This is a genomic window from Bacteroidales bacterium, from assembly GCA_013141385.1.
Classification (GTDB): Bacteria; Bacteroidota; Bacteroidia; order Bacteroidales; family Tenuifilaceae; genus UBA8529.
Genome location: JABFRB010000002.1, coordinates 120,321 through 141,583, shown reverse-complemented (window position 1 = coordinate 141,583; position 21,263 = coordinate 120,321). Strand labels below are relative to the sequence as shown.

The 21,263-nt window shown below is 36.1% G+C and carries 15 protein-coding genes; 4 read left to right on the top strand and 11 right to left on the bottom strand.

Annotated features, from left to right (window positions below; genetic code table 11):
• Positions 1-2: 2 nt before the first annotated feature.
• The 9 genes from HOO91_01775 to HOO91_01735 all read right to left on the bottom strand — a co-directional run bounded on the left by HOO91_01775 (position 3) and on the right by HOO91_01735 (position 8,780).
• On the bottom strand, positions 3-797 hold the full coding sequence (locus HOO91_01775) for an ABC transporter permease (protein ID NOU16275.1): 795 nt from the start codon (positions 795-797) through the stop codon (positions 3-5).
• 397 nt (positions 798-1,194) lie between these two features.
• Complete coding sequence (locus tag HOO91_01770; GenBank protein ID NOU16274.1) at positions 1,195-1,761, bottom strand: flavin reductase family protein; 567 nt, start codon at positions 1,759-1,761, stop codon at positions 1,195-1,197.
• A 46-nt stretch (positions 1,762-1,807) separates the two neighbouring features.
• Positions 1,808-2,704, bottom strand: a complete 897-nt coding sequence (locus tag HOO91_01765; GenBank protein NOU16273.1) for an SDR family NAD(P)-dependent oxidoreductase — start codon at positions 2,702-2,704, stop codon at positions 1,808-1,810.
• Positions 2,705-2,762: 58 nt separating this feature from the next.
• Positions 2,763-3,194, bottom strand: coding sequence for a winged helix-turn-helix transcriptional regulator (locus HOO91_01760; protein NOU16272.1), 432 nt, complete (start codon positions 3,192-3,194; stop codon positions 2,763-2,765).
• Positions 3,195-3,455: 261 nt separating this feature from the next.
• Positions 3,456-4,379 (bottom strand): ABC transporter ATP-binding protein, encoded by a 924-nt coding sequence (locus HOO91_01755; protein ID NOU16271.1) that lies wholly within the window; start codon positions 4,377-4,379, stop codon positions 3,456-3,458.
• A 96-nt stretch (positions 4,380-4,475) separates the two neighbouring features.
• Entirely contained in the window at positions 4,476-5,288 is an 813-nt protein-coding gene (locus HOO91_01750; GenBank protein NOU16270.1) for a hypothetical protein, read from the bottom strand.
• 82 nt (positions 5,289-5,370) lie between these two features.
• Positions 5,371-6,924: an OmpA family protein gene (locus HOO91_01745; GenBank protein ID NOU16269.1), complete on the bottom strand. Its 1,554-nt coding sequence runs from the start codon at positions 6,922-6,924 to the stop codon at positions 5,371-5,373.
• Positions 6,925-6,965: 41 nt separating this feature from the next.
• Positions 6,966-8,087 (bottom strand): hypothetical protein, encoded by a 1,122-nt coding sequence (locus tag HOO91_01740; protein ID NOU16268.1) that lies wholly within the window; start codon positions 8,085-8,087, stop codon positions 6,966-6,968.
• An 18-nt stretch (positions 8,088-8,105) separates the two neighbouring features.
• Positions 8,106-8,780, bottom strand: coding sequence for a hypothetical protein (locus HOO91_01735; protein NOU16267.1), 675 nt, complete (start codon positions 8,778-8,780; stop codon positions 8,106-8,108).
• A 639-nt stretch (positions 8,781-9,419) separates the two neighbouring features.
• On the opposite strand from HOO91_01735, the gene HOO91_01730 reads away from it, so the two are divergent.
• Complete coding sequence (locus tag HOO91_01730) at positions 9,420-10,418, top strand: ATP-binding protein (protein NOU16266.1); 999 nt, start codon at positions 9,420-9,422, stop codon at positions 10,416-10,418.
• 3 nt (positions 10,419-10,421) lie between these two features.
• Complete coding sequence (locus HOO91_01725) at positions 10,422-12,884, top strand: S8 family peptidase (GenBank protein NOU16265.1); 2,463 nt, start codon at positions 10,422-10,424, stop codon at positions 12,882-12,884.
• A 388-nt stretch (positions 12,885-13,272) separates the two neighbouring features.
• Here the strand turns inward: HOO91_01725 and HOO91_01720 are convergent, their stop codons facing one another.
• Positions 13,273-14,013, bottom strand: coding sequence for a hypothetical protein (locus tag HOO91_01720; GenBank protein ID NOU16264.1), 741 nt, complete (start codon positions 14,011-14,013; stop codon positions 13,273-13,275).
• 1,231 nt (positions 14,014-15,244) lie between these two features.
• On the opposite strand from HOO91_01720, the gene HOO91_01715 reads away from it, so the two are divergent.
• Positions 15,245-15,622: a DoxX family protein gene (locus HOO91_01715; GenBank protein ID NOU16263.1), complete on the top strand. Its 378-nt coding sequence runs from the start codon at positions 15,245-15,247 to the stop codon at positions 15,620-15,622.
• 165 nt (positions 15,623-15,787) lie between these two features.
• Here the strand turns inward: HOO91_01715 and HOO91_01710 are convergent, their stop codons facing one another.
• Complete coding sequence (locus HOO91_01710; GenBank protein NOU16262.1) at positions 15,788-15,985, bottom strand: hypothetical protein; 198 nt, start codon at positions 15,983-15,985, stop codon at positions 15,788-15,790.
• Positions 15,986-16,435: 450 nt separating this feature from the next.
• Here HOO91_01710 and HOO91_01705 point away from each other — a divergent pair, with 450 nt between their 5' ends.
• On the top strand, positions 16,436-21,232 hold the full coding sequence (locus HOO91_01705) for a T9SS type A sorting domain-containing protein (GenBank protein ID NOU16261.1): 4,797 nt from the start codon (positions 16,436-16,438) through the stop codon (positions 21,230-21,232).
• Positions 21,233-21,263 lie beyond the last annotated feature (31 nt).

Sequence of the window (21,263 nt, the reverse complement as noted above, 5' to 3'; positions counted from 1 at the left end):
TTTTAAGAATTAATAATCCAAGTGAAAATTTGGACAATCAGTATCTCCTCAATAAAAATAATGAACATAGCATACACCACTGCTAGGTTTGCCGCCTTTCCTACTCCACGAGTTCCCTGCGAAGCATTGTAACCATTATAGCATCCAACAAAGCCAATTGTGAATCCATAAGTAACTGCTTTTATTGTAGATTCAATAATATCGATAAATGTTATAGTGGAAAAAGCATTCTGATAGAAGGTTATTATACTGCTACTCTCTTCAAAATGAACATTGATAAATGAACCCATCAGGGCAATGAAACAGCAATAAAAGGAAAGAATAGGAATAGTGATGGTGGTAGCTAATATCCTGTTAACAACCAAGAATTTAAAAGGATGAATGGATGAAACCTCCATGGCCTCAATCTGTTCCGTTACTTTCATGGAGCCTAATTCGGCGCCAATACCAGAACCAACCTTCCCAGCACAAATAAGCGAGGTTACTAATGGTCCTAATGATTTTATGATTGCAATGCCCATTAATGAGGGTAACCATGATGAAGCTCCAAAGTTTTCTAACGGTGGTCGGGATTGTATAGTAAAAACAATTCCAATAATAAAGCCTGTTAGGGTAATCAGAGGTAGAGATCTAAAGCCAACCTCGTAGCACTGATTTATCAGCTCGTTAAAATGGAAAGGTCTTTTGAACGCTTCTTTAAAAAACGTTTTAAAGAACTTACTGATATCGTAAACATCTCTAAAAAACTGGTCAACCCTTCTGGTGAAAATATGTTTTTTTATTCTGTCGCCGTACATTCCTTTAAACTACAATGGTTCATCTGCTTTTTCGGATAAAAACTCTTGCTTAAACAAAAAGTATGCCGCCAACCTAAGTTTTCGGGTGCAAAAGTATGCTAATATATCTCTTTAACGAATAGTTTAATAATTTTTTTTTGAATATAACTGCTAATGACATGGTTGAATTGATTTATGCCAACCCGCAATGAAAATATTATCTAATAATGACGACTAGATTACAAGAAAGTTACTAATGTTTATTTTTATGTCCTTCGCAAAATCAAGTAGCAGGTAGCTATTGTTAAAATATAGTAACCTCAAGTAAAATATTTTCAAATTGAGACTCTTTTAATATCAGAAAGGACGAGTATTTACCTCGTCCTAAACAATTTTATACCTATCGTTTAAATTGATCTTAGCTTTGAACTAAATAATCCTTTCCATCGGACCAAGCCTTGCCAATTTCATTTCCAAACGACCAGTACTTATTATCTGGCATCGTCAGAAAAAACGCTTTCATTTTGCTGAAATCAATATTTCTGCCCGTATAAACAGTTTTATCACAATAGGCCTCAACTATTTCGCCAATTACAATAGAGTAAGTTGGTAGATCAACGATATCAACCAACTTACAAGCCATGCTTAATGGAGCCTCATCAATTAACGGAGCATTCTTTAATTCCCCATAGCTTGCTTTAAAAACTTTTGATTTATCATCTTTGGCACCAGAATATATGCCAACATAATCTGTTTCGACCAATTGTTCTTCGCTGGGAAAATTTACGCTGAACTCCTTGTTCTCCTCAATTCCTTTTATGCTAAAATGACGCTTCCCAATTCCCATGGCAATCATGGGTGGATTTGCATTAACTCTACAAATCCAACCAACTGCCATGTAGTTCTCTTTTCCATTGATTTTTACACCCAAAATGCTCATTGGCATTGGGATAAGTACATTGTTTTCAATTTTAATTTTTTCCATAACTACATTTTAAAAATTCATGCACTAATACTCCTCTGATGCAATATTAGCTGTTTTGATACACCCAAGCAAAGGTTTTGGAGAACTCATCATACGTGGTAGGTGTTGTATTTGCCGCAGTACGTGTATGACCGTTAAGTAAAGTACCATCATTTATGGCTTTAGCAAGATCTACCATTAGCTTTGCAGCATCCTCACCACAAAAACCGGAAGCAACCATACTTTTTATAGTATCTTCGTATGGAAACTGTACATATTTTAAATCTTCTTTCCCAATTGCTTTACCTGCAATAGCTGTAATCTCACCATAAGAATAATCCTTTGCCCCAAGAACAAACTCAATAGAATTGTTCTTGAAATCCAAATTGAGTAATCGTTTTGCTGCTACAGCAGCAATATCTTTGGTTGCTACTATAGGAAACTTAACATCGGGATTTACTGGATTTCCGGCTATCCCCATTTGTTTGATAGTTCCAATCATTCCAAGGGTATTCTCCATGAAATAGGTAGGGCGAAGATTTAGCACGTTAGTATCCTTAAGCTGTAAAAAAATTTCCTCCATATAGCCAAGTCCATCAACAACTCCTGCACCCTTACGCAGATGAGCACCTACACTGCTAAGTAAAACTACATTTGGAATCTTATTGGCCTTTACTGCCTCAAAATAATTTTCAACAATCACGTTCTGCTCTTTTCGAACATCGGTAGAATGAAAATCGGGTGTAACTAAACAGAAAACAGCATCAGCACCAGCAAATGCTTTAATTACAAAATTCCTGTTGGTTACATTTCCAACTAACGCTTCAGCACCTAGAGATACTAATTCCTGAAGTTTTTCAGCATTTCTGCCAACTACTTTTACTTTTTGCCCTTTTGAGAGCAATTCCTTTGCAAGGTTTTTCCCGATATTTCCGGTTGCACCTGTAATTACATAATTTTTCATTTTTCAGTAGATTTAATTGATTTGTATTTGTATATACAACTATTTGGTTAAAAAAATATTACTTCGTATCCAGTTTTACAGCCGATATAAAAATATCTTCAGTCAATTGCTGAGCAAACTCCTTTCCAAGAATATCGGTATACCTTGTATACAGTTTAAACCATGCGGCCTGTATTTCTTGATTTATCTCAACAGATTTTGGTGTAGGATAAATCATGGTAATTCTACCCTCAGTATGTCTTTTAACTAGTTGCTGATTCTCTAGTTTTTCTAACAACCGGGTTACTGTAGAAGGTGTAAGCATCATAATTTCGGCCAACTCACCAGCTAAAAGTCCTGGTCTTTTATTAACAGTCATTACAACAAAGGCATAGCTGGGGGCAAGGTTAACAACAACAAACTCTTCCTCTGCTATTTTTGTAATGATTCGTGCCAAAGCATTTGCAGAATAATACAAACATTTACAATATGTATTCTTCTCATCCGACATAACGATGCAAATATATATAACATTATTTGTATGTGCAAATATTTTTTATTTTTAATGAAATCTTAGTCTTTTAAATGAGTCCAATGTACGGGATTGCCTTAATTACGCAGGATTTGCTTCTATTGCTTTTTATGTAATAGGTTTATTCCATGTAAAGCAAATTAATTTGGATATACTGAAATTGCTAAAACGAAACAAAAAAAGGAAGGGTGAAAAAAGAATTAATCCTCTTTCACCCTTTCTATCTATTTTATGGTCAAATTATTTTCCCTCCTTTTTCAATTCTTCCAAAAGTGAACCTAACTTATTTACATACTCAGTAAACTCTTTTGAATATCTTACTGATTCGTCGCGAACCTTTGGTAAATCAATTGTATAATGATGTAAAATGGATGCAGGTCCTGAATCTAAAATGTAAACATCCGAGGAAAGAAAAACAGCTTCGCTTTCGGAGTGAGTAACAAATATAACCGTTGGATCCAATTTTGCATTTTCAAATATTGAGCGAAGAAACAGCTGTATTTGCCTTCGAGTAATGGTGTCCAATGCGCCAAAGGGTTCGTCCATTAGCAGTATTTGCGGGTTAACAACAAGGTTACGTGCAATGGCAACTCTTTGTAATTGACCACCCGACAGTATTGGGTACTTTGCCCATTTGCTTTCATGTCCAGCCAATCCAACAATTTTTATCATTTCCATGGCTTTTTCGTTAGCCTCCTCCTTTGAAACACCTTTCAGTATTAATGGAAGGGCAACGTTTTGCAATACTGTTTTCCATTCAAACGATGTATATTGCTGAAAAACCATGGGAATTCTGTCCTTTTCGGTACGTTTTTTCCCATAGATATAAACCTCGCCAGAAGTTGGTACCTGTAACCCAGAAATGTATCGAAGTAATGTAGATTTCCCACAACCCGATTTACCCATAAGAGTAATAAATTGTCCTCGGTCTTTTATATCTTTTATGCTAAGATTAAAATCCTTAAAGACAACATTGGAAGACTTGTTTTCAGTATAAACCTGATTGATTTTAACAAGGCTTATTATATCGGTTAATTGGTTGACAGCTGCTTTATTGGTAGATGTATCGTTATTTCCTTCAACGTTGCTTTCCGTTACCACTTTGCTTTCAACTGGTTCGGTGTTTTCACTATCATCCTGTTTTTGAAATATATTTCTTTTCATCTGTCTGTTTTTTGTTTTTAAAGGTACAGATGGAACATCCATAAAATAGTCATTCTTGTGTGTGTTAAGGCTATTATCATGGATGTTTCATTATTATCAGGCGTATTTAAATTTAAATAGTTTTTTATCGAGCAATTTGAGTAGTTTATCCTGTACAAATCCTATAAAAATGATGAGTAGTAGGACTGCGTAAAGTTGATCGACATGTGAACCACGCGAAGTTGCCATGTAAATCATTGATCCAAGTCCACCCTGTGCGTTAACCATTTCGGCAATTACAATATAAGTCCAGCTAACTGCAACTAGGTTGATTACATCCATTGAGAATCGACTCAAGACTGATGGGATATAGAAATGTTTCAGAGTCATCCATGGGCTAGCATTCAGAGTCCACATTGTCTGCTTAAGTGCTTTGAGATGATCGTCGGTTTCAATATCTTTTATTCGTTGTGCAATTGCAGGAAGTAAGTATACAAAAATACCGAATGCAAGAAATTCAACCTTAACACCCAAACCAAGGCCAAAAAGAGCCATAAAAATACCTGTTGTAGCGGGTAGTGGCGTGAAACGAATAGCTTCAATTTGCTTGCTAACTAGATGCCTGAAAAATGGGATTAGTCCAACCATAAATCCGAGGGGAATTGCAAAAGCCATTGCTTGTAAATACCCGCCCATGTTTATAAAGATTGAATAACCCGTATTATACAATAGATTTCGTTCTATAAAAAGGGTTTTATAGCACAAGATCACATCTATTGGAGAGGGAAGAATGGTCGATTTAATCCATCCAAGTGTTGGGATCAACCACCAGAAAAAGATTAGCAGCACCCATCCCAAAATACTCACTATTGTTGATGTTTTTTTATCAACGACACCTGCGAAAGTAAAAAGGTTTTTTATTGTATCCATAATTTCAGATTTTTCTCGACTATTTACTATAAAGGAGGATAATTAGTATCCTCCTTCATGGTAAAAAAGATATTTCAATATCCTATTTTCCAAGTAACTGGAACTCTGTACGACGATTTGTAGCACGTCCTTCTTCGGTACTATTGCTTGATACTGGTTTATCAGGGCCATTGCCTACAATAATAAATCTGTTGGGATCGAAATTGTAAGTTTTTACAAGATAATCGGCAACCGATTTCGCACGTTTTTGGGAAAGTTCCCTATTCATCGATGCATCACCAACATTATCGGTGTTTCCTTCAATTCGAACCTTCATTCCAGCAAATTCAACCGATAATTGACCAAGCTGATTTTCAATTTTATCTTTCATTTCAGAGGTAAGCCCCCATGTTCCAGTTGCAAAGTTGATGATAATAGGCTTAATGGCAACTGCAGGAGTTTTTGCATCAGCAGATGTTGGAGCAGCAAACTGAATTTGCCCTTCTGCGACATGAGCATCACCCTTTAAGTCGTTAATGGCTTGAATAACTCCAGGAAACGAAGCTTCTGCCCAAGGAACAATATTGGTCAGGTTATTTCCGTAGCTAGATTTATAAACTCTTGCCATTTTGGTATAAAGTTGTTGCCCGGTAAGACCAGTAAAATCAGTGCTTAATCCAAAAAAGTTAATATTATCACCATAATTTGCATAATGGATTTTTTTCATTCCGTCAAGGATGATACTTACATCATCGGGAACTTCAAATGCTATTTTGTAGGTCTGAGCTGCTTTAGCCATTTTTGCAGGGTCGCTCATCTCAGCATTAGCTACAAGCCATGCTCTTGATAGTTTAACAAAAAGATCTTTCTTCTTTTCCAAAACGTCCTTTCTAGCAATAAATCCGTCCATAATAATATTTGGAAGTAATTCAGTGCTTGTCAACACCTTGGCATCTCTTGATTTTAGACATTCTTCATCATCAGGCGACCAAACAACAGTAGCATCGGCATTACCAGTAGTAAAGGCTGTTTTGGCTGCAAATGGATCACCCATTGGTAAAATTTGCACATCTTTTTCGGTAAGACCACCAGCTTCAAGTGTAGCATGAAGTAAGGTATTGCTAGGCCAACCTAGAGCACAGGCAATTTTCTTACCTTTAAGGTCAGCAACAGTATTGATAGATTTATCAACAATAAAAACATCTGCCCCGCGTGAATCATCAATCTTTAAAAACTGCATTACCGACATTTTAGCAAGGTCGCTACTGCGATCCATTCCAATAGGTGAAATATCAGTGGTAGTAAAAATAAAATCAAGGTCGCCGTTTTTCAAAGCATCATTAAGCTTTTGCATATCGTCCATTCTTATTGCCTCGAAAAGAACGCCAAACTCTTTGTACATTCTGGATTCTTTATTTGGTTTAGCACCACCGTTCATGTCGATACCAGGGGCAAAGCCAACAAAGTTGTTAAATCCAGCACGTAGTTCAGCTGTATTTCCCTTAGATGCCTTATTCATATATGGATAGCCGAAATATACTCCAGCTCCTATAACACCAACGATCAGTAAAAGTACTATCAGTTGAAATCCAAAAGTCCATTTTTGAGGAAATCCTGGAATTGAAAATCCTGGCTTGTTTTGATATCCTGTTTCCATATTCTTTATTTATTAAGGTTTATTTGCTTATCGGTTAAGTATTAAAAAATATCACCAAGTGGCCCTGCAGCATTCTTTTCTTCACGGGTTAGCTTGTGATTCGGATTTGAGATTTTTGAAGGATTCGGAATCTCTATCTGTCCCGCATCCAATTTGTTGCCAATAGCGAGCAGTGTATCGTAAGCCTCATCGCTATCGAAATTGAATGCTGTTGTATTTCTTTCTAAATCTTCAAGATTTTGGGCGGTCATTGCCAAATCTTCTGAAATTCGTCCAGCAACAAATTCAAGGGCGTATTCCAACTTCCAGTTCTGTCCACCAGGGCCAAGGATTTCTTTAAGAATTGCTGTAGCTCCGCGTGATGCTGCAGCCATTTCCCAATCCTTTTTCATAATATTTATACTTTCCTCAAAATCCTTAATCTTGTTTTCGAGAAGAGTTGCACCTATGGCCAATTTACGGTCAAGGTTTGCAAAGATGTTGGAACGAGCAGAATACTTAGTGGTCCACTCAATATTTTTTTCGAGTGTTGTATTTGTGCGTGTACCAGCAGAAGTTGCATTGATAAACTGTTGTTGAAGTTCAACATACTCATCGGTTTCCTTAATCTCTTCACCTTTTTCGGCAATCAGTTTCTCCATCTTACTCTTAATCTCACCAGCCTTTTTGGTTTGCCTTTGAACTTCGGTTTTAGAATTTTCGGCAACAGCACGTGTTTCATTTGACATTTGCTCAAAATCCGTGCGGAGCTGTTTTATTTTCGCTTTGTGCTTTAAAAACAAATCGTGAGTCTCCCACATCTTTTGTTTTTGTTCATCGAGTTCATCGAAAGGATTCCAACGGATTATAGCTTTGTGAAATCCGCGAACAATTCTTCGGAAAAGTTTGAATATAGCAGGCAGTAGTATAATAACTAAAATAACTGCCAGCACAGATACAATTACTGCTAAAACCTGACTTAATGCAATAAAAACCGCAGGTATTACCCATCTGATTACACCATAACCTATAACCCCCATTATTATTAACCCAATAAAAGCACCAATAGGTTTTTCGCCTTTTCGCCATTTTCCAATTGCTTCTTGCCCTCTTTCGATGAGTTTGGCATCATCAAAATATTTCATTATTGGCAATTGGGTAATTGTTTTTGATTCAGTTTGCATAGCACTAATTATTTATTTTTAAGATAGATTCGATTTTATTCCAGCTTCAATATCAACAATGCTAGTAATCACCTGCTCTTTTGCAGTACGAATGGCGTTTACTTTCTTGTCGATATCAGTAAACTTACCTTCATATTTTTGATCGATAACCAAAAGTTGACCATTCAAACTTTCCTCCTGTTTTTGGAGATCCTGAATTTGCTTGGTTAGCTGTTGTATCTTTGTTCTTGTATCCTTTAATCCTTTGTCCAGATTACTTTTCTCAGTGTCTTTTTCAACTTGTAAATCCGATTTTTTCGTTACTCCCTTGCTAATTTCAGCTTCGGCAGTTCGTTGCACTAAATCTTTATAATACATAGCACTTTCGAGTAACCGTGAGGGTGTAAGCGATTTGTCAATCTTTTGTGCAATTCTAAAGACTGTTTTATATACTGCCGGTTCTGGATTTTGGTTTTCTTCAAAAAGGGATTCAGTGAATTCAAGGAAATCAAAACCAGATTGGTTGTTCTGATTGATTAGATTCTGAAGACGTTGAACGAAATCCTCCACTAGCGATTGATCCTGAACTCCAACAAATGGTTGTGGAGTTTTATTTGTGGGACTATCATTTTGGGTTTTTGTTTCCTGTTTGTCAACTTCTATATCCCTAATAAACAGATTTTTGAAGCTAAATCCTTTATTCTTTTCTGACATACCTTTTGATTTTTTTTAACAAGTTAACCATTTTAAAGAATCAATACAAAATTAGCGGTTTTTTGATAGGTTGCTTTTTTATTGCATAAATTAATATTATTGAACCCCATAAGTTTGTTTTTTAAGGGTTTCCCTCTATTCAAAAACATTTATATTCCTAAATACCAGATTAAGAACGGACATATTTATAATTGGTAGTATTCCTAGTAACTCCAATCGGTCTTATTTAAACAGTAAGAAAATTGAGGGAGATTGTTTATGTTGATGAACGTATCGGTTTTTTAATGAATTTGTGCTGGGTTAAACCTTAAAATAGGAAAAGCCTATACATATACTCACGCTTTAGGCGTATGGCTTAAGATCAATAAAATATTTTTAAAATTCCCTCGGTTAATTGTAGTTTGTTTAGGTATTTTATCTAATTTCGATTACAAATTAAAAGGAATTATTATTTGAAAATTTTTCCCGTTTAAGTGATGTTTTGAAAATTGAATTTGGGTAGGCTGGAGATCTTTATTCAAAAAAATGAAGTAAAAGACTTCGAGCAGAGTAGAAAGCAATTAATAACAGTTATTAGATGACATTGCTTTATCAAACTTGATTTTTGTATCTTTGCGTTAAGAAAAAGGCTATTTTATTATGAATCAAGCATTACTTACAAGATTATTTAAATCCATCGAGGGTGATGAAACTACACCTTTGATGAAAATAGCCTATAGTATAATTGAAGAAGAAAAAAGAAAAGGGCACATTCAGTTAGCAGATAAGTTAAAAGTCATTATTGATCATAATTTAGCCCATAATAGTTCTAATAAACCTTCTTTTAAAATACTAAAAGAAAAATCTTTTAGCATCCCTGTTGATAGAAGATATAAACTGCCATTAGCAACTCATATTGAAAACGATTATTTAAGGCACGATATGGTATTGTCTAGTGAAGTAGACCATAAAATACTAAGAATAGAGAAAGAATATCTTGCGCGAGAAAGGCTTGCTCATCATGGACTTAAACCTCGAAAGAAAATTTTATTGCATGGAGCACCTGGATGTGGAAAATCTATGGCGGCTGAACGTATTGCATGGGATTTAGGTCTTCCTTTTTACAAAGTACGATTTGATTCAATTATTTCATCATACTTGGGTGAATCTGCATCAAATCTTCAGAATCTTTTCAAAAACATGGAAGGTTATCCATGTGTGCTTTTATTCGATGAGTTTGATATTATTGGAAAACAACGTAATAATTCATCAAATGATGTTGGTGAAATACACAGAATTGTAAATATTTTTCTTGGTCTATTGGAAGAATACGATGGAGATGGTATTTTAATCTGCACAACAAATCTTGAAGGTAGTTTAGACAAAGCTTTATATAGACGGTTTGACGACTTTATTGAATTACCAAAACCAAATGAAAAAGAAATTATTCAACTACTTAAAACCTCATTTTCCGCATTGGTTTTAAACGGAAAAGTGAATTTAAAAGAATATGCGAAAAAAATGACAGGTATGTCTTACGCAATAATTGTAAAAATTGCAAATGATGCTGCTAAGAAAGCCGTTATTAATTCTAACAAAGAAATTTCTGTTGATGATATAAAAAATTCCCTAGAAGAAAACCAAGCTATTAACAAATAATTAATGGAACAATTTCCACATTTAAAATTTATTCAAAAACTTACAGGCAAACCGCGACTCCAAGGTGGAGGCGGTGATAATGAGATAACTCTTCAAAACAAAACAAACCGACAAAGTCATAGTGATACACTAAAAAGAAGCACATCCAAGATAAAATCAGAATGGGAAGCAACTATTGCAACTAGAAGAACCCAAGGATTAGCCGAAATAGATGTATCTACAACCCCTGTCTTTCTTCAAATAAATCCTGACATAATAATTGCTGAATTTGATTTAGAATCCTTTGGAATAGAAATTATTTCAGAGGAGGACAACGGATTTATCATTGGGGCTTCATTTGACAATTTAAGGTCTCTCGAAGAAAAGATTAATGGCTTTGTTACTGAAGAACATGGTTCAGGGAAAATTGCTGAGTTTTGGCAAATTATTGAGGGAAATAATGAGGTGTGGAAACCTGAGCATGTTTTATCAGAATATTTACTTTCACAATGGCCTAAAATAGATGACAATAAAAATTATCCGCTTGAAGTCTCAATAGCCTTTGCAAAACCAATAGGTAAAGAGCCTGATATAACGAAAAGAGGAGGGCCAAAGCGATTAGAAGCGTATGAAGAAAAACTCTTGAAACGTGAAGAGTTATCGATGGAGAGGCAAACTCACTTCGAGGCTTTTATTGCTCATTACGGAGAAAAAACAAGTTCTTTTGTTGAACTGGAAGATAGTTTTGCATGTGAGGTTCTAATAAGTGGGAAAGGATTAAAAGATTTAGTAGTCAATTATCAATTCGTTTTTGAAGTATCTGAGATCGAAACAGTATCTGGTATTGATGGTGTAAATGGTAATTATCATGAGGCTGACATTGAAATCTTACCTCCTGAACATAATGCCGTGGAAGTTGGGGTAATTGATAGCGGAATAATGGAAGATCATAAATATATCTCTTCTGCAATAAAAGGGAACTCAAAATCTTATCTGGATAATTCTTCATCAACAGCAGATTATGTTCAAGGTGGTGGGCATGGCACAAAAGTGGCTGGAGCAATTCTTTATCCATCAGGTATATCAACACTTGAGTCACCTTATAAATTGCCTTGCTTTATAAGAAATCTAAGGATTCTTAATGAGTACAATTTATTAGCCAATAAATATCCGGCAAGTTTGATGAAGGATATTATAGTTGGAAACGAAGAGTGCAAAATTTTTAATCTTTCTGTCAGTTCAGACTCTCCGTTTAGGTCAAAGCACATGTCACCTTGGGCAGCAATTATTGACAAATTATCTTATGAGAAAAACATTCTTTTCATAATAGCAACAGGCAATATCAAGTTTGATTTAATCCAAGGGTATATATCAAATGGTAAAAACTACCCTGAATATCTTGAAGAAAGAAATTGCAAACTAGCAAATCCATCACAAAGTTGTTTTTCCTTGTCAGTTGGCTCAATTAATCACAATTCATTTGAAGATGAAAATTGGAGTTCATTAGGAGGTGAAAATGATATTTCTGCTTTTTCAAGGATTGGAACAGGTATTTGGAACACAATAAAACCAGATGTTGTTGAATATGGAGGGGGTTTAGTTTATTCGAAAAATGGTGCTTTTCTTATTAAAAATAATGAAGAGACCTCAATTGAATTACTCCGTTCAACTTTTCATGGTGGTAGTGCTTTTGGAAAGGAAAGTGTTGGTACATCCTTTTCTACACCCAAGGTCACAAATATTGCTGCCGTTTTAAAGCAATTATATCCTGATGAAAACATTAATTTAATCAGAGCTTTTATTGCTCAAGGTGCTAGACTCCCAAATAATTATTTTCAAAATCCGAATAAAAAGAGTATTCAGTATTTTGGTTTCGGAATACCTTCTCTTGAAAGAGTAACAAAAAACACTGATTATAGAATTACTTTCTATAATGCGGGAACAATTAAAGCTGAAGAGGGGCATCTTTATGCGTTAAATATACCTGAAGAACTAAGAAGCCCAGGAGATGAATATGATATTCTATTGGAGGTAACATTGGCCTTTTCTGCTCAAATTAGAAGGACAAGACAAAAGACAAAGTCATATTTTTCTACTTGGCTTGATTGGACTACCTCGAAAATTGGTGAATCTTATAATGATTTTAAAGACTATGCTCTAAAAGAAATTAATGATAGTGAAACTAACTATGATAAAGAGCAAAGAGACAGACTTAACAATTTCGATTGGAAAATCAAAAATCGTAGCGATCATGGTAGCGTTCAAGATATAAGTCGTAATAATGGTAGTCTACAAAAAGATTGGACAATTTTAAAATCATATGATTTACCAAGTGAAATTAGTCTTGCAGTAAGAGGTCACAAAGGTTGGGATAAAAATATGACGGAAATTCCTTATGCAATTACAGTGTCTATTGAAATTCTTGGTTCTAACATTCCTATATATGAGTCTATTAGAGTAGAAAATTCAATAGAGATAGAGGTGTAATTGATTACACATTTTTTAGTTGTAAAAAACCATATTTTTCAATCTAGTATGACTCAAATTCTTGGTGCAAATAGAAAGCAATTTCATTCTAAAACACTACTCTTAACCCACACCAAACACATTACCCACCTAGCAAACCCCAATTCCTCCAAAACTATCCCACCATCATAATATTTCAACAACCCACACCTGCAAAAATATAAGGAGATGGGCATAATAAGGTAAACTTAAAAACTTGGTATCGCAATTTGCGATATCATATTAAGCGTAACCCCCTCAGCAATGCCTAATATTCAAATCTCCCTTTTTTATCCCTTACCCTTCAACCCTATAACAAAAAAAGGACGAAGCTGCAGCTCCGTCCTAATTACAAATAGCCCTTTCCCTTCTACTTAGTGGTGTCCGTAGGAGTATCTGTGGTATCTGAATCATCCTTGCGGGTACGGAGCAGTGCTTCGTAGGCAGCGTTTTGGTTTTCAATAAGGCTGCAAATGTGCTTCCAGTTCGCATCGGCATTAATGGTAACCTGTGCCTCGGCATAGCTTACCATATCACGTATAGCTTGCTCATAATCCACCCGTTGCTTGCTGGCGGCAGGGGTGTCCTTTGCCTTTGCCTTATCGACCCCCCGATGGTAAAACACCGTTTCGAATTCCAGCTGGGCAGTTTTTAGCAATCCTAGTACCGCCTTTAGGTTCAGCAGCTCAATGGCAGGTGTATAATTTCTCTTGGATAGCTCCAGCAGGAGACCATTGAGGTTGGTTGACTCCGTGTTGAGCGGCTGGCTGGGTAAATTTTTCCCGAAAAGGGTTATAGCACGGCTAATAAGCTCGGCAGCATTCACTTCGGGCTCGATGGTGGAGCTGGTAAACCCCTTAACAATGTGGAATAGCTGCTTTAGGATTTTGTCGCGCTTCTCGTCGGCAGCTTGCACATCATCGGTATACTTACTCTTGCGGTCGAACTTATAGCTCGACTCAATAGAGGCATCAGCCTCTTTTAATTTGATAAAAGGAGGGCAGGTATCCAAACCAGTAATGCTCTCCGATTCAACGATAAAGATTGTCTGCTTCCCGTAACTGAGTAAGTTGGGCAAAGCCAAACGTGAAAAGCTAAATAGTAAATTCATTTTTTTAAATTTTAGGTTATTTTTTATACACTAAGAGCTATTTTTCATTATTTAAACGAAAAAATGTCTCTTTTAGTGTTATATCTTCAACTTCTGTGCCCAATAACCCTTTGTGTTTAAAAATTAACGTTATTTTACATTTCCGTATCCCTAAGTGGAAGCAAAAAAAAAAATTATGTTCACCTACCCCTAGGTGGAGGCAAAAAATTTTCTTTTTGTATTCACCTACCCCTAGGTGAAAGCAAAAAACTTTCTTTTTCTATTCACCTACCCCTAGGTGAAGACAAAAAAATTTCTTTTTCTATTCACCTACCCCTAGGTGAAGACAAAAAAATTTCTTTTTCTATTCACCTACCCCTAGGTGGAGACAAAAAAATTTCTTTTTGTATTCACTTATCTCTTTGTTTGCAATACTTACTTTCGAGCAATAGGTATATTCCTCGAAGGATTTACTGCATCTCCCCAAAAAATCCGCTAACAAAATTTAACATTTCCCAATCAAAAAATGGAATGAACAAAAAGAAATATTTTTTATTTTTGGGTTAGTATTAACCTTAAAACTTACAGCTATGTCAAAGGAAAAAGTTAATAAAGAGAAAATGACTAAAAAAGAACCCACGAAAAGCTTAAAAGAGAAGCGTGCGGCAAAAGCAGCAAAACGTAGCGAAAAAAGCCGATAAAACATTTCAAAACAATAAGCTTGTCCCCAATTCGACCGAGTTTACAGCTCGGTCGTTTTATTTTTATAGGTAGCCTTGGTTTGCGAGCATTGGAAACACGCAAACAGTACAATACTATTCTGTAACTAACTCACAGAATGAACAAAAGTGTAATTCAACCGTTTTTATTGCTAATAAAAAGTTAAACTCGGAAAACCCTTCCCAATTAATCGCAGTTTGCGATTTTATTGGTAATGTTTTCTAAATTGCGTGAGTTCGATTCAAGAAACGATGCATTAATATGTATATCAATTGGTTTATTTTATTCGAATCAATGGAATAATGGAGAATTGGAAAAATGGAGGATACAAGCAAGAATCTAACCTCTTGTTCTCCATTATTCCATCGTTCCAATCTTCCATCAGCACAATAAATAATAATACATCTCTGTAAATAAACATGTTATATTATTCCTTAAATCGAGATCACGTTAAATTGGAGGGGAGTTGGCGTTTACAGTGGTGTATCAAATTGTAAAGTGGGGCACTATTAATTCTTAAAAATATAAACTGATGAAACAGAAAATTCTATTAGTCATTAGTATCCTTTTCGGGCTGATGTTCATTAACTCTGGGCTGAATATATTCTTTCAATACATGCCCATGCCCAAGGATATGCCCGCAGGGATGGTAAATTTGATGACTGCATTTATGCAAGCAGGTTGGCTTTTGCCGCTGCTTGGTGTTGCAGAGCTTGCTGGTGGATTGCTTTTTATCTTTCCAAAAGTTAGAGCCCTTGGGGCAGTTGTTATTTTCCCTGTTATGGTAGGGATAGTTCTAACGCACATATTTAATGCACCATCAGGACTTCCAATGGCACTTATACTTTTGGCAATTAACCTATGGGTAATTTTTGAGAATAGGGAAAAGTACTTGCCGATGATTAAATAAAGGGTAAATAAAAACACGCCAACAACTGCTATATTATGCCTTGCCAGCGTGGACTTGCGGTCTATGTGCTATTTTACGGTATGCCTTTTATGGTGTAGTACAATCAGTATTTACAATGTAACAGGGAGATCATTAGGCATCACAGGACATGATCTGTTTGTTTTTTTATTTTACCCCAACTGATTTTTTACCCTTTATCAGCTCCTTGGAATATTCTCCTCGTGTTGAGTAACGTTTTCTGGCCTCTTCTTCGCTGGCACCTACTTCAATATATATTACTGTTTTGAAATCGATAACTACTGCCTTCATCTTCGAAAGATCGGGTGTTTTAGTATTAATAGTGGTAGGTCTTTTTTCGTACATAGAATTGCTGTTTTCGTTTAGTATAACCGTTATTATTTAACTGAAATAAATGCAACCAAAGCAATAATCTACCTATTTGGTCAGTATAGATCGATACGTGATTTTAAAAGAGATGATCTGGTTTTGCCAGAAACCAGTAATTAAAAAAGGAAAGTGTTGTTAGATGATAACAAGCAATTACTGAAAAAGTTTAAAATCAGACAAATATATCATTTTTTTCTGTAATCAGTATTACAAAATTAAAATCATCGTTTGTTGGGGTTGTAAATCAATCATACTATTCCCCGTTCAAAGTCAACTTACGAAGAACAATCTCAATTTAATAGAACTTTGTTACAACATTTTACCGTTTTGGCTTCGTTTTTTTTGTTTTATTCAGTTGTATGATCAATTGCATGCTAATTTGACAATTTTCTTCAAAGTTGCGTTACATTTGAAAAAAATAAAAAGATGAAAAAAGGATTATTACTATTGGCGGGGATTTTTTTATTTTTTTCGAGCATTGCTCAAATCCCAGCAGGCTACTATGATTTAGCAGGAGGGAAATCAGGAGAAACTTTACGTGCCGCACTTCGCGATATCACAACCACGGGACATGTTAAGCTTCCATACACCAGTGCATCATTTGATGTTTGGAATGCCTATGCAGTTACCGATGTAAGGCCAGCTCCAAATAACACCATAATTTGGGATATGTATTCTGATATTCCTGGTGGAACACCGGCATACACTTATACAATTTATACGAATCAGTGTGGAACAGCATCGGGTGAAGGCGATTGTTACTCAAGGGAGCACTGCATGCCCAATTCATGGTGGGGAGGAAAAGATGATGATTTCAACCCACAGTATACGGACTTACACCATTTATTTCCTGCGGATCAATACGTTAATAGCAGAAAAAGCAATTATGTAGTAGGGCAAACCTCAACACCCACATGGACTTCAACCAATGGGAGTAAATTGGGACCATGCACTTTCCCCGGATATACAGGAACTGTTTTTGAACCCATTAATGAGTATAAAGGCGATTTTGCTAGAGCATATCTGTATTTAGCAACCCGGTATATGAACGAACTAAGTGATTGGGTTACTACTTACGGTTACTATGATTCTCAGTATATTATTAATACCACTGGTGGAAATTATAAGCAATGGTATATCGATATGTTAATATCATGGCATAATAGCGATCCTGTAAGCCAGAAGGAAATTAATCGAAACGATAGTATCTATTACAGCACACCTCAGCATAATAGGAATCCTTATGTCGATCATCCAGAGTATGTATGTCAGGTATGGGGATGCTCAACATCACCAACAATCACAGGCATTATTAATACTCCTGCTGCACCAAATGCTGCTAGTACAGTTTCAGTATCTGCAAATGTAACCGATAATATTTCTGTAACATCTGTAACCTTACAATGGTGCACCAATGGAACTAGTTTTGGGAATTCTATTACAATGAATGTAAGTGGAGCACCAAATTATGTGACCGCCTCATCAATTCCAGCCCAACCAGCTGGGACGACAGTAACCTACAGGATAGTTGCTGTTGATAATGATGCTAACTCAACAACTTCAGTAGCATACAGCTACAATGTAGTTAAGGATGAGCCAACTAATTATCCAACATCAATAAATACAGGAACATCAACCAGCACATCTATTACTTTAAATTGGACAGATGCATCAACCTCAGTAACACCTGATGGATACTTAATTAAAGCAAGTACAGTAAGTTTTGCTGCTATTACTGATCCTGTTGATGGCATTGTAGTTGCGAATAGCCTGTTGGTTAAAAATGTGGCACAAGGATTACAAACGATTAAGTTTTCTGGGTTAAACCCATCGACAACCTACTATTTTAAGTTTTATTCCTACACAAATTCCTTAGCAAATATCAACTATAAAACATCTGCAACGCCCCCAAGTATTAGCGGAATTACTTTGGCAGGTGGAACCGGTAGTTGTGCTACCGATTTAATAATATCGGAATATGTTGAAGGTTCATCAAACAATAAGTATTTAGAAATATCAAATAATACAGGGGTATCAGTAGATCTTGCTGATTATGAGTTACGACCATTTAATAATGGATCCGTTGCTATCGCAAGTTTCCAGCTAACTGGTACACTAAATGACCAATCTACAATTGTATACAAAAACAGTTTAGCAGCAATATATGGAGGTACTGCTACAGTTAGTGGTGCTGTCAATTTTAATGGAAATGATGCTATTGCTTTGTATAAAATATCAACTGGTTCTTATGTAGATATTTTTGGTAGAATTGGTGAAGATCCTGGAACTGCTTGGACTAGTGGATCTTTTACTACTATAAATAAAACTTTAGTAAGAAACGCCAATGTAACTTCCGGAGTTACTTCAAATCCAACATCGGGTTTCCCTACCCTAGCAACTGAATGGACACAATATAACCAGGATGATGTGTCGAACTTAGGTGCTCACACTATGGCTTGTGCAACCTGTTCTGCGCCCACAGTAAAGGCTAGTAATATTACTTTCGCATCTGTGAATCAAACCTCAATGACCATTAATTGGACAAATGGCAATGGTTCGAATCGATTTGTAGTGATGCGTCAAGGAAGTCAAGTTTCTGGTGTGCCAATCACAGGAATCACCTATGCCGCCAGCTCAACTTTTGGTTTAGGAGATGAGTTAAGTCCTGATGAGTTTGTGATCTATAATAATTCTGGTTCATCCGCAACAGTTAGCAATCTTATTGCAGGTCAAACCTATTACATATCGATTTTTGAATACAGCTGTTTGCCCGGAGCAGAGATTTACCTGACCCCAGCAACAACATCGAGTCAAATTACCTGCTCATTATCAACTGGAACAACACCAAATAGCAAGTATTGTGTTACTTCATCCACAGGATCTGCTACAACTATTGGCTTTACTTCAACTGGTCCATTTACAGGAAATACATATACGGCTCAACTTTCAAATTCTACTGGCTCTTTTGCATCACCTGTTAATATTGGAACATTAACGAGTAATCTGAATAGCGGAACGATTAATTGTACAATTCCAGCAAATACGCCAAGTGGAACTGGATATTTGATAAGAGTTATAAGCACTGGTCCATCCATTACTGGCACAAATTCTAATTCATTTGAAATTAGCCTATACACTCCTCCAACAGCCCCAGCAAGTGCTTTAACGAGTAGAGATAATTTCTGCGAAGATGATGGTGGAACTATCGATCTCAGCGTTACAGGAGGTTCTGGAACAACTTTATCGTGGTATACATCCAGCTGCGGAGGTACATTAATTGGTACTGGAAGTCCTTTAAATATTGCTTCGCCTTCATCAACAACTACTTACTATGCTCGTTGGGAACACGCCTGCGGCAACTCTGCTTGTACAAGTGTAACTGTAAACGTTAAACCCAAAGGAACTGCAAGCGTTTTAATTGGAGTTTCTTCAAATCCTGCGTGTCAGGGGACTTCTGTAACATTCACGGCCACTCCAACAAACGGAGGGCTCACGCCATCTTACCAATGGCAACTTAATGGATCTGATGTTATTGGTCAAACAAGTAATACCTATTCGTCAAGTTCGCTTGTAACAGGTGATCAGGTAAAATGTATTATGACTTCAAGCGAAACCTGTGTTACTGGTTCTCCCGCAACATCCAATATAATTACCATGACAGTTAGCTCTGATCTTGCTGTTAGCGTTAGTATTGGTGTTTCTGCAAATCCAGCCTGTACAGGAACTTCAGTAACCTTCACAGCCACTCCTACCAACGTTGGGAATGCACCGTCATATCAGTGGAAACTAAATGGTTCGGACATTATTGGTCAAACAGGCAGTACCTATTCATCCTGTTCGCTTGCAACTGCTGATCAGGTTAAATGTATTATGACCTCAAACGATGCCTGTGCTTCTGGCTCTCCTGCTACATCCAATGCAATTACAATGACAGTGAATCCTACTTTTGCTGCCAATGTTAGTATTGCAACTTCTGCGAATCCTATCTGTGCAGGAACCTCAGTAACATTTACAGCCACTCCTGTAAATGGGGGTAGCACACCAACATATCAGTGGAAACTTAACGGATCAGACATTATCGGTCAAACAGGTAGTACATACTCCTCTAACACGCTTGCTAATAGTGATCTGGTTAAATGTATTATGACTTCTAGTGAAACTTGTACTTCTGGTTCTCCTGCTACATCCAATACCGTTACAATGACGGTGAATCCAGTTCTTGCTGCAAGTATTAGTATTGCTCCTTCAGCAAATCCTGCATGCATAGGAACTTCAATAACTTTTACAGCAACTCCTGTAAATGGGGGTAGTACGCCAACATACCAATGGAAACTTAATAATTTGGACATTGTCAGTCAAACTGGTAGTACTTACACTTCAAATACACTTGTTAATGGTGATTTGGTTACATGCACTATGACTTCAAGTGAAATATGTGCTTCTGATAGTCCTGCAACTTCAAATACTGTTTCACTAACTATTAATCCCCTACCATCGGATGCTGGAATAATATCGGGAATAACAACTGTTTGTCAGGGGCAAAATTCAATAACCTACTCGGTAACACAAATTGGTAATGCTACTTCGTATTTATGGACATTACCTACAGGTGTAATTGGCACTAGTACAGCCAATGAAATTACAGTGAATTATGGGTTAACTGCATTATCAGGAGATATTAAAGTAAAAGGAAATAATGGTTGTGGTAATGGAGTAGAATCAACATTGGCAATAACAGTTAAAGAAAAGCCAGCAACTCCAATAATTGAATTATATCAAACAACTAAAAGTGGGTACTATTTACGTTCAAATGCCACAACGGGAAACCAGTGGTATAATTTAACCGGGTTGTTAAATAATGCCACAGAACAAATGTATGCAGTACTTACTAGTGGTACGTATTATGATATTGTAACAATTAATGGATGTAGTTCCGACCCATCAAACTCAATAGTTGTAGTTCTCAGTGGCATTGACAATCCTATTAGTAATAAATCAATTGAAGTATACCCAAACCCTGTTTCAAATGAACTTGTTATTGAAATTAAGGGTAATGTAAACAGAACTGGTTTTGAGATTTTAAACTCTACCGGAAATATAGTTTTTAAAGGCAGTTTGTTAGAAAAAACAGTTGTTCAAACAAAAAGTTTCTCCTCGGGTCTATACATTTTAAAACTTGAGAATGGAAAGACTTTTATATTTAAGAAATTCATAAAGGAATAAGCATTTGTAAGGTTTCTAAGAGTTATAACTC

What these genes read in the sequence shown, in the direction of transcription:
- HOO91_01775 (NOU16275.1), bottom strand. Translation starts at nt 797, where the DNA reads ATGTACGGCGACAGAATAAAAAAACATATTTTCACCAGAAGGGTTGAC.
- HOO91_01770 (NOU16274.1), bottom strand. Translation starts at nt 1,761, where the DNA reads ATGGAAAAAATTAAAATTGAAAACAATGTACTTATCCCAATGCCAATG.
- HOO91_01765 (NOU16273.1), bottom strand. Translation starts at nt 2,704, where the DNA reads ATGAAAAATTATGTAATTACAGGTGCAACCGGAAATATCGGGAAAAAC.
- HOO91_01760 (NOU16272.1), bottom strand. Translation starts at nt 3,194, where the DNA reads ATGTCGGATGAGAAGAATACATATTGTAAATGTTTGTATTATTCTGCA.
- HOO91_01755 (NOU16271.1), bottom strand. Translation starts at nt 4,379, where the DNA reads ATGAAAAGAAATATATTTCAAAAACAGGATGATAGTGAAAACACCGAA.
- HOO91_01750 (NOU16270.1), bottom strand. Translation starts at nt 5,288, where the DNA reads ATGGATACAATAAAAAACCTTTTTACTTTCGCAGGTGTCGTTGATAAA.
- HOO91_01745 (NOU16269.1), bottom strand. Translation starts at nt 6,924, where the DNA reads ATGGAAACAGGATATCAAAACAAGCCAGGATTTTCAATTCCAGGATTT.
- HOO91_01740 (NOU16268.1), bottom strand. Translation starts at nt 8,087, where the DNA reads ATGCAAACTGAATCAAAAACAATTACCCAATTGCCAATAATGAAATAT.
- HOO91_01735 (NOU16267.1), bottom strand. Translation starts at nt 8,780, where the DNA reads ATGTCAGAAAAGAATAAAGGATTTAGCTTCAAAAATCTGTTTATTAGG.
- HOO91_01730 (NOU16266.1), top strand. Translation starts at nt 9,420, where the DNA reads ATGAATCAAGCATTACTTACAAGATTATTTAAATCCATCGAGGGTGAT.
- HOO91_01725 (NOU16265.1), top strand. Translation starts at nt 10,422, where the DNA reads ATGGAACAATTTCCACATTTAAAATTTATTCAAAAACTTACAGGCAAA.
- HOO91_01720 (NOU16264.1), bottom strand. Translation starts at nt 14,013, where the DNA reads ATGAATTTACTATTTAGCTTTTCACGTTTGGCTTTGCCCAACTTACTC.
- HOO91_01715 (NOU16263.1), top strand. Translation starts at nt 15,245, where the DNA reads ATGAAACAGAAAATTCTATTAGTCATTAGTATCCTTTTCGGGCTGATG.
- HOO91_01710 (NOU16262.1), bottom strand. Translation starts at nt 15,985, where the DNA reads ATGTACGAAAAAAGACCTACCACTATTAATACTAAAACACCCGATCTT.
- HOO91_01705 (NOU16261.1), top strand. Translation starts at nt 16,436, where the DNA reads ATGAAAAAAGGATTATTACTATTGGCGGGGATTTTTTTATTTTTTTCG.